Origin of the sequence: Vibrio sp. HS-50-1 (assembly GCF_024747315.1) — a bacterium.
Classification (GTDB): Bacteria; Pseudomonadota; Gammaproteobacteria; order Enterobacterales; family Vibrionaceae; genus Vibrio; species Vibrio diabolicus.
In genome coordinates this window covers 24169-39649 of the sequence record NZ_JAMPZF010000007.1, presented here as the reverse complement: position 1 = coordinate 39649, position 15481 = coordinate 24169, and the positions used below count along the sequence as shown (strand labels likewise).

At 45.4% G+C, this 15481-nt stretch carries 17 protein-coding genes; 14 read left to right on the top strand and 3 right to left on the bottom strand.

What is annotated here, in order from left to right:
- Positions 1–11: 11 nt before the first annotated feature.
- Positions 12–362, bottom strand: a complete 351-nt coding sequence (locus tag NDJ01_RS05940) for an ArsC family reductase (protein ID WP_005380431.1) — start codon at positions 360–362, stop codon at positions 12–14.
- Positions 363–653: 291 nt separating this feature from the next.
- Between NDJ01_RS05940 and NDJ01_RS05935 the strand changes: the two genes are divergently transcribed.
- On the top strand, positions 654–941 hold the full coding sequence (locus NDJ01_RS05935) for a helix-turn-helix domain-containing protein (RefSeq protein WP_005380433.1): 288 nt from the start codon (positions 654–656) through the stop codon (positions 939–941).
- Positions 942–975: 34 nt separating this feature from the next.
- On the opposite strand, the gene NDJ01_RS05930 is transcribed toward NDJ01_RS05935, so the two are convergent.
- Both NDJ01_RS05930 and NDJ01_RS05925 read right to left on the bottom strand, forming a co-directional pair.
- On the bottom strand, positions 976–1308 hold the full coding sequence (locus tag NDJ01_RS05930; RefSeq protein ID WP_082244950.1) for a DUF4156 domain-containing protein: 333 nt from the start codon (positions 1306–1308) through the stop codon (positions 976–978).
- A 3-nt stretch (positions 1309–1311) separates the two neighbouring features.
- A complete protein-coding gene (locus NDJ01_RS05925) occupies positions 1312–1665 on the bottom strand; it encodes a DUF2956 domain-containing protein (protein ID WP_258586432.1) in 354 nt (117 codons plus the stop codon).
- A 143-nt stretch (positions 1666–1808) separates the two neighbouring features.
- Between NDJ01_RS05925 and NDJ01_RS05920 the strand changes: the two genes are divergently transcribed.
- The 13 genes from NDJ01_RS05920 to fliE all read left to right on the top strand — a co-directional run bounded on the left by NDJ01_RS05920 (position 1809) and on the right by fliE (position 15477).
- Entirely contained in the window at positions 1809–2294 is a 486-nt protein-coding gene (locus NDJ01_RS05920) for a DUF2919 domain-containing protein (RefSeq protein ID WP_012841521.1), read from the top strand.
- A gap of 45 nt (positions 2295–2339) precedes the next feature.
- Positions 2340–3242, top strand: a complete 903-nt coding sequence (locus NDJ01_RS05915; RefSeq protein WP_104970834.1) for a Dyp-type peroxidase — start codon at positions 2340–2342, stop codon at positions 3240–3242.
- Between the two features lie 149 nt (positions 3243–3391).
- Positions 3392–4525: a flagellin gene (locus NDJ01_RS05910; protein ID WP_046875529.1), complete on the top strand. Its 1134-nt coding sequence runs from the start codon at positions 3392–3394 to the stop codon at positions 4523–4525.
- A gap of 263 nt (positions 4526–4788) precedes the next feature.
- Positions 4789–5922 carry a flagellin gene (locus NDJ01_RS05905; RefSeq protein ID WP_005393103.1) on the top strand — a complete coding sequence of 378 codons (1134 nt, stop codon included), beginning with the start codon at positions 4789–4791 and terminating at the stop codon, positions 5920–5922.
- Between the two features lie 288 nt (positions 5923–6210).
- Positions 6211–7341, top strand: a complete 1131-nt coding sequence (locus NDJ01_RS05900) for a flagellin (RefSeq protein ID WP_006741693.1) — start codon at positions 6211–6213, stop codon at positions 7339–7341.
- A 92-nt stretch (positions 7342–7433) separates the two neighbouring features.
- On the top strand, positions 7434–7868 hold the full coding sequence (flaG, locus tag NDJ01_RS05895) for a flagellar protein FlaG (RefSeq protein ID WP_054868346.1): 435 nt from the start codon (positions 7434–7436) through the stop codon (positions 7866–7868).
- Positions 7869–7889: 21 nt separating this feature from the next.
- On the top strand, positions 7890–9881 hold the full coding sequence (gene fliD / locus NDJ01_RS05890) for a flagellar filament capping protein FliD (protein WP_258586431.1): 1992 nt from the start codon (positions 7890–7892) through the stop codon (positions 9879–9881).
- 3 nt (positions 9882–9884) lie between these two features.
- On the top strand, positions 9885–10190 hold the full coding sequence (locus NDJ01_RS05885; protein ID WP_152811792.1) for a flagellar protein FliT: 306 nt from the start codon (positions 9885–9887) through the stop codon (positions 10188–10190).
- A gap of 12 nt (positions 10191–10202) precedes the next feature.
- Positions 10203–10613, top strand: coding sequence for a flagellar export chaperone FliS (fliS, locus tag NDJ01_RS05880; protein ID WP_012841524.1), 411 nt, complete (start codon positions 10203–10205; stop codon positions 10611–10613).
- A 289-nt stretch (positions 10614–10902) separates the two neighbouring features.
- Positions 10903–12369, top strand: a complete 1467-nt coding sequence (locus NDJ01_RS05875) for a sigma-54 dependent transcriptional regulator (protein WP_006741695.1) — start codon at positions 10903–10905, stop codon at positions 12367–12369.
- Positions 12370–12565: 196 nt separating this feature from the next.
- On the top strand, positions 12566–13597 hold the full coding sequence (locus tag NDJ01_RS05870) for a PAS domain-containing sensor histidine kinase (RefSeq protein ID WP_046875535.1): 1032 nt from the start codon (positions 12566–12568) through the stop codon (positions 13595–13597).
- 36 nt (positions 13598–13633) lie between these two features.
- The gene (locus NDJ01_RS05865) at positions 13634–15043 is read left to right on the top strand and encodes a sigma-54 dependent transcriptional regulator (protein WP_258586430.1); all 1410 of its coding nucleotides are present in this window, start codon (positions 13634–13636) and stop codon (positions 15041–15043) included.
- Between the two features lie 122 nt (positions 15044–15165).
- Positions 15166–15477, top strand: coding sequence for a flagellar hook-basal body complex protein FliE (gene fliE, locus NDJ01_RS05860; RefSeq protein WP_012841525.1), 312 nt, complete (start codon positions 15166–15168; stop codon positions 15475–15477).
- Positions 15478–15481: the final 4 nt, after the last annotated feature.

Below are 15481 nucleotides of genomic sequence, written 5' to 3'. Positions count from 1 at the left end.
TATTCCTTTATTTAAGAGTTGAAAATGCTAGCGTATTGATCAGCTTTAAAACCGATATGAAGTTGATCATTCACTTTTAAAATTGGGCGTTTAATCATCGCAGGGTTTTCTACCAAAAGAGCGATGGCGTTTTCCTCGTTAAGTGTGTCTTTCTGCTCTTGCGCTAATTGGCGGTAGGTTGTGCCACGTTTATTGAGCACCTGTTCCCAACCTAAAGCGCGACAAAATTCACTTACCATTTCTGCATCAATGCCTTGCTTGCGGTAGTCATGGAAGTCGTAAGCAATATCCTCGGCTTCTAACCATTTCTTGGCTTTTTTGATCGTATCGCAGTTGGGAATACCAAACATGGTAATCGACATAGTGTTTCCTTTTTCTTTGTTCTATTTTTCACTGGCGCGGTTAAGACGCACTTAAGTGATTTGGGCTGTTAAAGCATCCTATCAAGAAGCAATCAAACTGACAAAATGCGGTGGAAAATATTTTCAGATAGATTGAGATAGCTAATGTCACATAACTTATTTACGATGAATGCGCTATAAATCGAATAAAAAATCGTCTAAATCAAATGGAAAAGTCGAGTTATTGATCAAACGCAACATCTCGCTGAGCAAAAACGAAATAATGAATCAGCACAATTTTAGGAGGTGTCAATGGAATTGAGTCCTGTTTTTGCAAGGCGGCTATATTTGGCCTTGTTGGTGGAAAACCTAGAAAGGCCGAATGTGCCAAAGTTGATCGAAAAAACGGGGTGGCCTCGTCGTACTATTCAAGATGTACTCAAGGCGTTACCTGGGATCGGCATTGAACTCATATTCGTTCAAGATGGCCGACGTCATAATGACGGCTATTATCAACTTTCAGATTGGGGGCCTTTTGATAGCCAATGGGTTCTAGAGCGGGAGAGAGATATCGCTAGCAGTCTTGGATTTCGTGCATAAGCCAGCAATTGCTGGCTTTTTTCATATTCAGGCGTCACCCATTACAGCGGTAAGCGGAGCCCAGTACGCTAAATGAAGTGATAAAATCTTGTGGGGAGACCATAAAAACGGTGTCCGCATCGATAGCCGCGGCATTGTTTTTTAAATCATTCATCGCACCTTGCATCATCGCGTCATTAGTCATAAAAATGTAGTTATACCAGTGACCCTCACTTCCGGTGACTTCGCCTTTGTATTCGCATCGATCAGGGTTGAACTGAGCGTCAATGCGAATATGAACATCTTGGCTTTGAGCATGAGTAAGGTGAGAAGGCATCGTGCAACCAGAGAGAAGTACGACAAAAAGTCCAAGTAATAGGTGTCTCATCAGCTATTTCCCCAATACTATGTAAGCAGTAAAACCAATCCAGCTCAGAGCGAGCAGTATCCAAGGCAGTTTGCTTGATGCATGGTTTGGTGCATCGTCGGTGATGTTGTCTTGTTCGATAGCTTCTTCATGCTGACGTTGTTTTTCACGTTGCTGTTTTTTCTTCGCTTTATCGGCTTGACGATTGCGCTCTTTTTGCTGCTTCTTATATTGAGCGATGCCTTTTTCGATACCTTGAGCGATAAGCTTGGTTTGCTCTTTGGTTTGCCCCGGTTTCTGCGTGGATTTGGCAATTCTCATCGCTTCGGCTTGAGTTTCTTGAGAAGGCGCTGGGGTAGCTGGAGTTCTTTTTTTCATGTTTCTCATCAACGTCATTGTAAATCTTTGTTTAGTTTACCTGTGTAAGATGATGAAATGAACTTTAGTTCTCATCTTTGCTGGCTTGCAACTCTGAAATGATAGGTTAAAGTGGCGTTTTATCACATTAAGAAGAAGATGTTGTGCGCTACTCGTTTGACCAATATGACGCCCATGGATTTTTAAAAGCGCCGATTATTTTATGGTTTGGATGGATGTTTCTTGTGCGTTCATGGGTTGTGTTTGCGATGGCAGGCGTAAGTCGTGATAGTGGCAGTAAGCTACTCGCTATTGTTTATCCAGACTCAAGTACGCTGTATTTGGGTTTGGCGATGGGCATTCCAAGCCTGCTTCTCATGTGGTTGATGGGGCTCCGTCACCCCGATAGAGGATGGGTAAACAGAATTACTCGCTATGGTCGAGAGATCACTTTGATCTTGTGCGGTATCCAACTGGCTCAGACCATGTATCATGTGTATCTGGAACATGGTGTATTCAACTGGGCAAACGCCCTTACCATTACCTTATTAGCTTGGTTTATGATCTATCTTCTAAATGGAAGATGGGTAAAAGACTGTTTTCATGTGCCACAATTGGAGCGCAATGAAGAACAGCCTTCGAAGAATTAAAAACAATAACTTCCCACACCGGGGCAAAGTATAGAGGAAACCTCAATGTCACAAGCTCAAACGGCGATCGTGCCAGAAGCAGGGCCATTTGCACTGTACACTCAACTTAAAGTGAACCAAAACCGTGAAAACGTATTGGATAAGCTGAAAGCACTACCAAAGTTAGTGGAAGAGTTAAATATTACTCAGCCAGGCGCGGCGCTGACCCTTTCTATCGCATTCACAAAATCGTTTTGGCAACACCTCAATGTAGACGCGCCAGAAGAGCTTATTGATTTTACTCAACTTGGCGAAGGAGACATCGTAGCGCCTGCAACGGATGTTGATGTGCTGATTCACTGTCACTCTACTCGTCACGACTTGCACTTTTATGTTCTGCGTAAGTTTCTAGAAGAGACGGCACAAGATGTCACCATTGTGGACGAAACGTATGGGTACCGTTACCTTGATGCTCGTGATATGACAGACTTTATTGATGGGACAGAAAACCCGAAAGGGGAGGCTCGCGCTGATGTGGCTCTAGTAAAAGAGGGCCCATTTGCTGGAGGTAGTTATGTCATGGCTCAACGCTTTGAACATAACCTTGCCGCTTGGAATCGCTTGAATGTCAAAGCGCAAGAAAAAGTGATTGGTCGTACCAAACCAGATTCTATCGAGCTAGAAGACGTTCCTGCTGCATCACACGTTGGTCGCGTTGATATTAAAGAAGAAGGAAAAGGTCTCAAGATTGTTCGTCATAGCTTGCCATACGGGACGGTGACAGGGCCTCATGGCCTGCTGTTTATTTCTTACTGCAATACACTTCATAACATTAAAGTGATGCTAGAAAGTATGTACGGCGTGACAGATGGTAAAACAGACCAAATGCTTCGTTTCACAACAGCGGTAACTGGTGCGTACTTCTTCGCGCCTTCGCAAGAAATGCTCGCAGAGCTAGCCATCAAGTAAGTTCTCAGACTTCATTTCTTAAGCCCTCTAATTGGAGGGCTTTTATTTTCTTCTTTTCTATTCCACAGACTTTTTCAAAAAAGACTAAACCTTTCGATTATTTGGTCGATAAGTATCCAAAGCCTTAATTTATTTGGAGTCTGTGTCTCTTGGCTATCACCGTTAATACCAATGTTGCAGCACTTGTCGCACAACGTCATTTGACCAGTGCAACGGATATGCTGAATCAATCCATGGAGCGTTTGTCTTCAGGGAAGCGTATTAACAGCGCAAAGGATGACGCTGCGGGTCTGCAAATCTCCAACCGCTTGCAATCACAAATGCGTGGTTTAGATGTTGCGGTTCGCAACGCGAATGACGGCATTTCCATTATGCAAACTGCGGAAGGCGCGATGAATGAGGTGACTAATATCATGCAACGTATGCGTGATTTGTCGCTACAGTCAGCCAATGGTTCAAACAGCAAAGCGGAACGCACTGCACTGCAAGAAGAAGTGACGGCACTTAACGATGAGCTAAACCGCATTGCTGAAACGACCTCCTTTGGTGGGCGTAAACTGCTCAATGGCAGCTTTGGTAAGTCGGCATTTCAAATCGGTGCAGCGTCAGGTGAAGCTGTGCAAGTTGAATTAAAGTCGATGCGCAGTGATGGCATTGATATGGGCGGCTTTAGTTACATTGCAAACGGACGTGCAAGCTCTGATTGGAAAGTAAAAGACGGTGCGAATGATCTTAGTATGTCATTTACGAATCGTTTTGGTGAGACGGAAACCATTCAAATTAATGCCAAAGCTGGCGATGATATCGAAGAGCTTGCGACTTATATCAATGGTCAAACTGACAAAGTCACGGCATCGGTGAATGAAGAAGGTCAGTTACAGCTATTTATGGCAGGAGAAGAAACTTCAGGCACTTTATCGTTTTCAGGTGACTTAGCGAGTGAACTGGGGTTACAGCTAAAAGGTTACGATGCGGTTGATAACATCGACATTACGTCTGTCGGTGGTGCGCAACAAGCCGTGGCCGTCCTAGATACTGCGATGAAGTACGTTGATAGCCATCGTGCTGAGTTAGGCGCGTATCAAAACCGCTTTAATCACGCGATCAATAATCTGGATAACATCCACGAAAACTTAGCCGCTTCCAACAGTCGTATCCAAGACACTGACTACGCGAAAGAAACCACGCAAATGGTGAAGCAGCAGATCTTGCAGCAGGTCAGTACTTCTATTCTTGCACAAGCAAAACAAGCGCCAAACCTAGCATTAACCTTACTTGGCTAATGATCGACCTCGCTCGAATTTAACGCAAAACCTGCCTGTATCGACAGCTCGAAAAGAAGCTTTAGCGAAAGTTTGACGTTTTTTTGCTTTTTTATCTGCTTCATCACGATTCCTTCTCCAAATGAACTTTTTTCAAAAAAATCCAAAGAATTCCCTAAAGAAATCAGTTTGAGCGCCGTTAATAAAAGTAACTTTGAGAGAACTACTTGGTTTTCCGAGACGTCGGAAACCGCTATACCGGAAAATCAATTGGAGAAATCACCATGGCAGTGAATGTAAACACTAACGTATCAGCGATGACCGCTCAGCGTTACCTAAACAACGCAAACTCAGCTCAACAAACTTCTATGGAGCGTTTGTCTTCGGGTTTCAAAATCAACAGCGCAAAAGATGACGCTGCGGGTCTACAAATCTCGAACCGTTTGAACGTACAAAGCCGTGGCCTGGATGTGGCGGTTCGCAACGCGAACGACGGTATCTCAATTGCACAAACCGCTGAAGGTGCAATGAACGAGACCACTAACATTCTTCAACGTATGCGTGATTTGTCTCTGCAATCAGCAAACGGTTCAAACTCGAAATCAGAGCGTGTGGCGATTCAAGAAGAAGTGACCGCGCTAAACGACGAACTAAACCGTATCGCAGAAACCACGTCTTTCGGTGGTAATAAGCTACTAAACGGCACGCACGGTGCGAAATCGTTCCAAATTGGTGCGGATAACGGTGAAGCCGTAATGCTTGAGCTAAAAGACATGCGTTCAGACAACAAAATGATGGGCGGTGTGAGCTACCAAGCTGAAAGTGGTAAAGGTAAAGACTGGAACGTTGCTGAAGGTAAGAACGACCTAAAAATCAACCTAACGGACAGCTACGGTCAAGAGCAAGAAATCAACATCAGCGCAAAAGCAGGTGACGATATCGAAGAGCTTGCGACTTACATTAACGGTCAAACTGACCTAGTGAAAGCCTCAGTAGACCAAGACGGTAAACTGCAAATCTTTGCTGGCAACAACAAAGTCGAAGGCGAAGTCGAGTTTTCAGGCGGCCTATCTGGCGAGCTAGGTTTGGGCGAAGGTAAAAAAGTAACAGTAGATACTATCGACGTAACCTCAGTTGGTGGCGCACAAGAATCTGTGGCTATCATCGATGCTGCACTGAAATACGTAGACAGCCACCGCGCAGAGCTGGGTGCATTCCAGAACCGTTTCAATCATGCAATCAGCAACTTGGATAACATCAACGAGAACGTGAACGCGTCGAAGAGCCGTATCAAAGATACTGACTTCGCGAAAGAAACGACTCAAATGACCAAGTCACAAATTCTATCGCAAGCGTCAAGCTCAATCCTTGCGCAAGCGAAACAAGCGCCAAACTCAGCGCTAAGTCTGCTAGGTTAATTTCAAACCTAAGACGAGAACCTCATTGGCTCGTGGTGAGAGATGAGCGAGTAAACCCAGCTTCGGCTGGGTTTTTTTCTGTCTTTTGGGGACTCAGGATTTCTGCGAATCACGACATTAGAGCTTCATCACATTTCAGTAAGCCAAAGAAAATAATCGCAAAAAATTGAAAATTTCTTCTAAAGGATATTCATCGGTCGCCGTTAAAGGGACTGAGAGAAATGAGATGTACCTAAGTGAGGTGAGAGACACGACGGTACATTCACTAAAGCCTTAAGGAGATCAATTATGGCGATTAACGTTAATACTAACGTTTCTGCGATGACTGCACAGCGTTACCTAAACCAGGCAGCTGACGGTCAACAAAAATCAATGGAGCGTTTGTCTTCGGGTTATAAAATCAATAGCGCGAAAGACGATGCTGCAGGTCTACAGATTTCAAACCGCTTGAATGCACAAAGCCGTGGCCTAGACATGGCGGTGAAAAACGCAAACGACGGTATTTCTATTGCACAGGTTGCTGAAGGTGCAATGAATGAATCTACCAACATCCTACAACGTATGCGTGACCTATCGCTTCAATCTGCGAACGGTTCTAACTCAAAAGCAGAACGTGTTGCGATCCAAGAAGAAGTAACAGCGCTAAATGACGAGCTAAACCGTATTGCTGAAACTACCTCTTTCGGTGGTAACAAGTTGCTGAACGGTACATACGGTACGCAATCTTTCCAAATTGGTGCAGACTCAGGTGAAGCAGTTATGCTTTCTATGGGTAGCTTGCGCTCAGACACTTCTGCAATGGGTGGCAAAAGCTACGCAGCAGAAGAGGGTAAAGATGCATCTTGGACTGTTGGTGAGAAAACTGAGTTCAAAATGAGCTACACCAACAAACAAGGTGAAGAGAAAGAGCTATCGATCAGCGCAAAACAAGGCGACGACATTGAGCAGCTAGCAACGTACATCAACGGTCAAAACGATGATGTAAAAGCGTCTGTTGGTGAAGATGGCAAGCTACAAGTATTTGCTTCTTCTCAAAAAGTTCAAGGTGATGTTGAGTTCTCTGGCAACCTAGCGGACGAGATCGGCTTTGGCGGCCCGAAAGACGTAACAGTGAAAGACATCGACGTAACAACAGTAGCAGGCTCTCAAGAAGCCGTGGCTGTTATCGACGGTGCGCTTAAGTCAGTAGACAGCCAACGTGCGTCACTTGGTGCTTTCCAAAACCGCTTCAACCACGCAATCAGCAACCTAGACAACATTAACGAGAACGTTAATGCGTCTAACAGCCGTATTAAAGATACTGATTACGCGAAAGAAACCACTGCGATGACTAAGTCGCAAATTCTTCAGCAAGCAAGTACTTCAATCCTGGCTCAAGCGAAGCAGTCTCCATCTGCAGCGCTAAGCTTGTTGGGCTAAGTGGTTGACCCAGCCTGAGGTAAACACCTTAGTGCTGGGGCACCAAAGCGATAGGTTCTATCGTTAGCCCATAAGGTGGAAGGGAGATTGTAATGGATATATCCTCCTACGCATCGAACATCCAGCCTTACGGCACGCCAAGTGGCACAAAGTTTGCAAATAAAAATGGCAATGATATAGGCACGTCTAGCCCAGCAAATTCAAATGGTGAGGTTTCGCAGCAAAAAGCGAAAGACACCGAATACGACTTCTCTGTTCAAGCAGCGATCGAGATGGCAGAAAGCCGTCAAGAGCTGAACAAAGAAGAACGTGAAAAATTGGTCGCGCAAATGAATGAGTTTGTGATGTCCATAAACAAAGGAGTCGCGTTTCGAGTGGATGAGGAATCCGGGAGAGATGTGGTGACGATTTACGAAGCCAAAACGGGCGACGTGATTCGTCAAATTCCTGATGAAGAAATGCTAGTGGTATTGCGTCGCCTAGCTGAGCACACAGCCAACAGCGGGTTGTTGACTGAAAAAGTGTAAGTCGTTTTTAGAGGTGATTTGATGAGTTTAGGCCCTTTGGGGATGTCTGGCGGCATGGATATCAATTCCATGGTCAGCAAAATTGTGGATGCCGAACGCGTACCAAAGCAGCAACGCATTGACAACGAGCGCACGACAATTAATGCCAGTATCAGTGCCTACGGGCGACTCAGAGAATCACTGGATACGATGAAAAATCTCATGGCGAACTTTCGTCAAGAGAAAGCGTTTGCCGTTCGTACTGTTGAAACGACAGACGACAATATCGTATCTGCTACTGCAACTACAGATGCTATCGCTGGCAAATATGCTATCGATGTGTTGCAGCTTGCCCAGAGCCACAAAGTCGCTTCTGACGTACTGCCAGAAGACGCAAAGTTTGGCCCTGGTAAGCTGCAGATTTCGCTTGGTGATGACACCTTCAACGTGAACGTTCGTTCGAGCTCCAAGCTCGCAGATGTCGTACGCGGCATCAATGGCTCAAAAGACAACCCCGGTGTTCGAGCATCTCTCATTAACGACGTTGAAGGACCACGCCTTATCCTTGCCTCAAATCTCTCTGGTAAGGATCATCAAATCAGAGTCAGTGTGGAGGCCGACAAAGGCAACCCTCTAAAGTATTTCGAATATCAAACACTTGAAGACCGTGTTAACGCGCTTGAAGAAGCTCGTTCAGCGGCGGAAGAAGTGTTAGGTCCTCTTCAATTCCCAGAGCAACCAGTAGAACTGGATGCAAACGGCAATCCTCTACCTCCAGAAGAGCAAAAAGCGGCAGAAAATGGACAAGGTGATGGCTCCCAAGAGCCAATCTCTGCTGCGGGTGCAGAAGCCGCTAAAGCTGGGCAGGAAGCGATTGATGAAGCCAACCGACGCGCAAGTTTGCGCCCTGAAGACCGAATTCCAGGGTGGACAGAAACTGCGTCAGGCACTTTGCTGGATTCTTATGAAGAGCCAGAGCTAGAACTCGACGAGAAAGCAATAGAGAAGGCACCAGATGTTCCGGGTTGGAGCAATGCGGCATCAGGCACATTAACCGACTCTTACGTTACGACGAAAGAGGCCAAGCAGCTTCTTGAGCAAGAAAAAGCTGAAATTGAGCAAAAAATTGCGAGTGAAAAACAAGCGCTAGACGCAAAAGTTGAACGTGGTGAATTGACCGAAGAGCAAGCGAAACAAATTCATCGCGCTAAGCTGGATCCTCAAGAACGCGAACGTTTAGAAAAAATTGATGAAGCAGAAGCGAAAATCGCAAAAGCGCAATCTGCTTTTGAAGAATACCTTGGTATGACAGAGGTACAAGCAGGGCAAGATTCAGAAGTTCTGCTTGATGGAGTAGCAAAGCTTTCTAGTCACAACAATGTGATTGAAGATGCCATAGAAGGTGTTGATTTAACACTTAAAGGCAAATCAGAACCGAACAAGCCACCTGCTGAAATTGGCGTCGAATACGACCGTCAGAGTGTGCGTAACGACATCGAAAACTTTGTTGCGGCGTACAACTCGTTTTATCAAACGTCTCAAGCGTTGGCGAGTGTGGATCCGGTTACTGGTCAAAAAGGCCCGTTGTCGGGTGACAGTACCGTACGCAGCGCAGACTCACGATTAAAATCGGTATTTTCCACTCAAATTGATAAAGCGCCTGAAAACCTAAAGTCATTAACTGAATTTGGCATTACTACCACGCGTCAAGGCACCCTAGAAATCAACTATGACATGTTGGATCGTCAGTTGAACAACAACTTCAACGAGCTAGAAAAGTTCTTCGGTGGCAACACAGGTTTTGCTAAACGAGTCGAAGACGCGATTCATGGTATTACAGGCATTACAGGCAGCATTCGTACTCGAGAAAAAAGTCTCACAGAACAAAATTATCGTTTGAGTGATGATCAAGCGGCATTAGATCGCCGCATGGAAAGCCTAGAAAAGCGCACTCACGCGAAGTTTACCGCCATGCAAGATGCGACTGGCAAAATGCAAGGTCAGTTAGGTGCCTTAATGAGTGCGCTGGGTTAATAAATGCAAAAAGAACTCATAGATATTAGTGATATAGATCAACTAATTACGCAAGAATTGGAAAAAGTCGACTTTAATACTGAAGAAATTCTTCGCTTGGTCGATATCAGGGAACGGTTATTGCAAAACCTGTTACCAATTATTCATCAAAATCCTTTGGTTAAGCAGGATGCAGAGTGGCAAGCGTTGCTTACTCGTACCAAAAGAATTGTCGAGCTGATGCAATCGGAAACGTCAAAGGTCGGAAAAGAACTTCATAAGTTTCGTTATGGCCAGCGTTCGCTTCAGCAGTACAAAAAATTTATTTAAAAGAGGATTACTATGCGCGGTTCTTTGCAAGCATACAAAAAGGTATCAGTCGACAGCCAGCTAAGCGCGGCTTCTCCGCACAAAGTCATTCAAATGCTTATGGCTGGTGCGATTGAGCGCCTTATTCAAGGTAAAGCGGCCATGCAAGCAGGCAATATTCCAGCAAAAGGTGAGCGTTTAGGTAAAGCGCTAGACATCATCATTGCGCTACGTAGCTGTCTATCGATGGATGACGGTGGTGATATTGCTTCAAACTTAGATTCACTCTATGAGTTTATGATCACGCAAATTTCAGCTGCTAACCATCAAAATGATCCTCAACTGATCGACGACGTTATCGACATTATCCGTGAGATCAAATCCGCTTGGGACCAAATCCCTACAGAGTTTCATAATCTTACAGCAGCTGAAGTCGGTATTTAATAACCAAAACAACGCGTTAAGATATTAGAGGAATATATTTGTCAATTGCGCAACGAGTTGTGTAGCAAAGTTTCTATCAAGCTCACACCTCTTTATTGCTTGGTTGCCTTATTTTTATATTCAAATAAAATAGAAGCCATTAGTAGCCCTAATGGCTTTTTTTGTTGCTGATTTTCCTATTTTGTCTATCGTAAATTGAGTGTGGTGGTTCTGCCTTCTTTTAGCACCCAATTGCGCAAATCAAGGTTTGGCCGCAACGCACCTAAAATAAAGGCAATCATTCTTACTTATGCAAGGTTTGGCAAAGCTGCTTGTAATTGATGATGACGCATCAAGTCGTTTAAATTTAAGCAATATATTGGAATTTGTTGGAGAAAATTGCGAAGCGGTCAGTTCTGATCAGCTCAGCGATGTTGATTGGTCTAGCGTATGGTCGTGCTGTATTGTTGGTAACATTCCAGCAGGTCAAGCGGCGAATACGGTTATCTCTCATTTAAACAGCGCCTACCACATCCCACTTTTAGTCATGGGCCGATTTCCGTTGCCCGTGGATGATCTTCCAAATTTTGTAGGTGAGCTAGAACTACCTCTTAATTACCCACAGCTTAGTGAGGCATTACGCCACTGCAAAGATTTTCTGGGTCGAAAAGGGGTCAATGTCGTTGCCAGTGCACGAAAAAACACGCTTTTTCGCAGCTTAGTTGGTCAAAGCAGAGGTATTCAAGAAGTTCGTCACCTGATCGAGCAAGTCTCAGACACTGAGGCAAACGTGTTGATCTTGGGTGAATCTGGTACCGGTAAAGAAGTCGTTGCGCGTAACATTCACTATCATTCGTCGTACAGCAGTGGTGCCTTTGTGCCCATTAACTGTGGTGCCATTCCACCGGAGCTTCTAGAAAGTGAATTGTTTGGCCACGAAAAAGGCGCGTTTACTGGTGCGTTAACGGCACGTAAAGGTCGATTTGAGCTCGCAGACGGTGGCACGATCTTTCTTGATGAGATTGGCGATATGCCGATGTCGATGCAAGTAAAGTTGCTTCGCGTATTGCAAGAGCGCTGTTTCGAACGTGTGGGTGGCAATAGCACCATCAAGGTCAATGTTCGAGTTGTCGCGGCAACACACCGTAATCTAGAAAGTATGATTGAAGAAGGCACGTTCCGAGAAGACTTGTTCTATCGTTTGAACGTGTTTCCAATCGAGATGCCTGCGCTGAAAGAGCGCAAACAAGATATTCCATTGCTGCTGCAAGAGTTGATGACGCGTCTGGAAGCGGAGGGTGGCCAGCCTATCTGTTTTACCCCTCGTGCGATCAATTCATTGATGGAGCACAACTGGCCGGGTAACGTGCGTGAGTTAGCGAACCTTGTTGAGCGAATGATCATTCTGTACCCAAATAGCTTGGTCGATGTAAACCACTTACCAACCAAATATCGCTACAGTGATATCCCGGAGTTCCAACCAGAAAGTAATCCGTTTATTTCGGTTGAAGAACAAGAGCGTGATGTGTTCCAAGACATCTTCTCAGAAGACTTTAGCTTTGATGATCAAGACGATCTTGACCACAGCATGAACGCTCCGCAAGCGCTGCCGCCTGAAGGTGTAAATCTGAAAGAGCTGTTGGCTGATTTAGAAGTTAATATGATCAGCCAAGCGTTAGAAGCACAAGGTGGGGTCGTGGCACGAGCCGCTGATATGCTGGGTATGAGACGCACAACGTTGGTGGAAAAAATGCGTAAGTACAACTTACAACGCTAGGCAACGTTGAGATTTAAGACGATATCTAAATCATTTGGGCTATTTAGCATCGTTTTTCTGACACCAAAAACCGTTATCTGAGGGTGTCAACTTATTGTCGATGACTTAACGTCATGATAAATATAAAAAATAGCTTGGTACGCTAATTGCTTACCAAGCTATTTTAGTTTTAGCGGCGATATTTCGACAGGCAGTAATGGATAACAACACCAACCAATCCCATTTAGATTCCGTAGAAAATCAGGTTGAGCGCTATAAGCAGGTGCTTGATGTGATGCCTGCCGGAGTGATTCTGCTCGACACGTACGGCATAGTGCGTGAAGCAAACCCAGAGGCGCACCGAATTCTTGAGATTCCACTGGTTAATGAAAAATGGTTCAACATTATTCAGGCGGTGTTTGATCCTCGTGAGGATGATGGTCACGAAGTTTCCCTGAGGAATGGTCGTAAAGTTCGATTAGCCATTTCGGCTTCTACGACAGGTCAATTGATCCTGATTACCGATTTAACCGAAACTCGCTTACTTCAAGCTCGTGTGAGTGATTTACAACGCTTGTCGTCGTTAGGGCGTATGGTAGCGTCGCTTGCTCATCAAGTAAGAACGCCGCTATCGAGCGCCATGCTATATGCATCCAATTTGGGAGCGCCAAACCTTCCACCAGCGACAAGGGATCGCTTTCAAACCAAATTAATGGATCGACTGCACGATTTGGAAAAGCAGGTTAATGATATGCTGCTTTTTGCTAAAGGTGGTGATAATAAAGTCATTAAGCCATTTACGATTGCTCAGTTGGTGGCGGAATATCAGCCGATGGTCGAAACCGCGCTAAAAAATAATGGTATTGATTACTGCCTAGAAGTGGAAGAAGAACAAACTGAGTTGCTAGGCAATGCGAATGCGATTGCATCCGCGTTGAGTAACCTTGTCATGAATGCGATTCAGATGTCTGGTAAAGAGTCGCAAGTCGATATTTTTTTCCGCCCGGTAAATGGCGAGTTGCGCATTTCAGTGCAAGACAGCGGACCGGGTGTACCTGAAGAACTACAAGCCAAAATTATGGAGCCATTTTTTACCACGCGTTCTCAAGGAACCGGGTTAGGGCTGGCTGTCGTTCAAATGGTTTGCCGTGCCCATGACGGTCGATTGGAACTTATTTCAGAGCAGGGTGATGGAGCCTGCTTTACCATGTGCATTCCGCTAGAGCGAGTGCAACCAGAAGCGCAGTAAGCAGCTTCTGGTAATAACAATTACTGGAGAATCAGAATGGCGCAAAGCAAAGTGCTGATCGTAGAAGACGATGAAGGTCTTCGTGAAGCCCTAGTGGATACTCTGGCTCTGGCAGGGTATGAGTGGTTAGAAGCTGATTGTGCGGAAGACGCACTACTAAAACTCAAATCGAATATTGTCGATATCGTCGTTTCTGACGTGCAAATGGCAGGTATGGGCGGATTGGCTCTGCTCAAAAACATCAAGCAGAATTGGCCTAACTTACCAGTACTGTTAATGACGGCGTACGCCAACATTGAGGATGCCGTTTCGGCAATGAAAGACGGCGCGATTGACTACATGGCGAAACCATTTGCACCAGAAGTATTGCTGAACATGGTCAGTCGATATGCACCGATCAAAAGCGATGACAATGGTGACGCGGTCGTGGCAGATGAAAAAAGTCTGCGCCTACTTGCATTGGCCGATAAAGTGGCACGTACAGATGCGAATGTTATGGTGCTAGGTCCGAGTGGCTCAGGTAAAGAAGTGATGTCGCGTTATATTCACAACGCATCAAACCGTAAAGATGGTCCATTCGTTGCGATCAACTGTGCGGCGATTCCAGACAACATGCTGGAAGCGACACTATTTGGTTATGAGAAAGGCGCGTTCACTGGCGCTGTTCAAGCGTGTCCGGGTAAGTTTGAACAAGCGCAAGGCGGCACAATCTTGCTGGATGAAATCAGCGAAATGGACTTAAACCTGCAAGCGAAACTATTACGTGTTTTGCAAGAGCGTGAAGTGGAGCGCCTTGGCAGTCGTAAGAGCATCAAGCTGGATGTACGCGTGCTCGCGACCAGTAACCGTGATCTCAAGCAGTACGTCTCAGAAGGCAACTTCCGTGAAGATTTATACTACCGCCTGAATGTGTTCCCAATTGCGTGGCCAGCACTGAACGAACGCAAAGGCGATATTGCGCCACTTGCCAAGCATCTTGCTGAGCGTCATTGCAGCAAGATGGGGATGCCAGTGCCTCAATTTTCAGCCGTTGCGGTAGAAAAACTGCTGCAATACCCTTGGCCAGGTAACGTTCGTGAGCTGGATAACGTGGTGCAACGAGCTCTTATCTTAAGTGAGAATGGTGATATCGACGCTGAGCACATCTTACTAGAAGGGGTGGATTGGCAAGATGCCAACAGCTTGCAGCATGTGGTGCAAAATGCAGAGATGGTGGTACCTAATGTTAAGCCAGTCGCTCAACCTGAGAGTGTGAACCGTCCGGTATCTGGCGGGGAGGGCTTGGGCAGCGAGCTGCGTGACCAAGAATACGCCATTATTTTGGAAACCTTGGTGGAGTGTAACGGCCGACGCAAAGAAATGGCGGAGAAACTGGGCATAAGCCCACGAACCTTGCGCTACAAACTTGCCAAAATGCGTGATGCTGGTATAGATATCCCAAATTAACATGTGCAATCGCCATAAGACAAAAAGTGTAAGCAAACCGCTAACTAATGTCTTATGGCACGTTAATTGCTGTGTTAATAATCAGTTTTGTTAATAGTCAATCTTTTGGCTCAGAGGTGCTAATGAAAGTTGATGGTATTCAGGCAGAAATGCGCGCCATGATGGTAGAAGCAACCAATACTGCTCCTACTGCAAGTGGGGCGAAAGTTGGAGCAGATTTTAATGATCTCCTAACTAAAGCCATCAATAACGTGAACACACTTCAAAAAGCATCCGGTGATTTACAAACCCGTTTTGATCGTGGTGATGCCGATGTTTCCCTTTCTGACGTTATGATTGCTCGTAACAAGTCTAGTGTCGCTTTTGATGCGACGGTTCAAATTCGCAATAAACTCGTTGAGGCGTATAAAGACCTCATGAACATGCCAGTGTAATTTA

What these genes read in the sequence shown, in the direction of transcription:
- NDJ01_RS05940 (WP_005380431.1), bottom strand. Translation starts at nt 362, where the DNA reads ATGTCGATTACCATGTTTGGTATTCCCAACTGCGATACGATCAAAAAA.
- NDJ01_RS05935 (WP_005380433.1), top strand. Translation starts at nt 654, where the DNA reads ATGGAATTGAGTCCTGTTTTTGCAAGGCGGCTATATTTGGCCTTGTTG.
- NDJ01_RS05930 (WP_082244950.1), bottom strand. Translation starts at nt 1,308, where the DNA reads ATGAGACACCTATTACTTGGACTTTTTGTCGTACTTCTCTCTGGTTGC.
- NDJ01_RS05925 (WP_258586432.1), bottom strand. Translation starts at nt 1,665, where the DNA reads ATGAAAAAAAGAACTCCAGCTACCCCAGCGCCTTCTCAAGAAACTCAA.
- NDJ01_RS05915 (WP_104970834.1), top strand. Translation starts at nt 2,340, where the DNA reads ATGTCACAAGCTCAAACGGCGATCGTGCCAGAAGCAGGGCCATTTGCA.
- NDJ01_RS05905 (WP_005393103.1), top strand. Translation starts at nt 4,789, where the DNA reads ATGGCAGTGAATGTAAACACTAACGTATCAGCGATGACCGCTCAGCGT.
- NDJ01_RS05900 (WP_006741693.1), top strand. Translation starts at nt 6,211, where the DNA reads ATGGCGATTAACGTTAATACTAACGTTTCTGCGATGACTGCACAGCGT.
- flaG (WP_054868346.1), top strand. Translation starts at nt 7,434, where the DNA reads ATGGATATATCCTCCTACGCATCGAACATCCAGCCTTACGGCACGCCA.
- fliD (WP_258586431.1), top strand. Translation starts at nt 7,890, where the DNA reads ATGAGTTTAGGCCCTTTGGGGATGTCTGGCGGCATGGATATCAATTCC.
- NDJ01_RS05885 (WP_152811792.1), top strand. Translation starts at nt 9,885, where the DNA reads ATGCAAAAAGAACTCATAGATATTAGTGATATAGATCAACTAATTACG.
- fliS (WP_012841524.1), top strand. Translation starts at nt 10,203, where the DNA reads ATGCGCGGTTCTTTGCAAGCATACAAAAAGGTATCAGTCGACAGCCAG.
- NDJ01_RS05875 (WP_006741695.1), top strand. Translation starts at nt 10,903, where the DNA reads ATGCAAGGTTTGGCAAAGCTGCTTGTAATTGATGATGACGCATCAAGT.
- NDJ01_RS05870 (WP_046875535.1), top strand. Translation starts at nt 12,566, where the DNA reads ATGGATAACAACACCAACCAATCCCATTTAGATTCCGTAGAAAATCAG.
- NDJ01_RS05865 (WP_258586430.1), top strand. Translation starts at nt 13,634, where the DNA reads ATGGCGCAAAGCAAAGTGCTGATCGTAGAAGACGATGAAGGTCTTCGT.
- fliE (WP_012841525.1), top strand. Translation starts at nt 15,166, where the DNA reads ATGAAAGTTGATGGTATTCAGGCAGAAATGCGCGCCATGATGGTAGAA.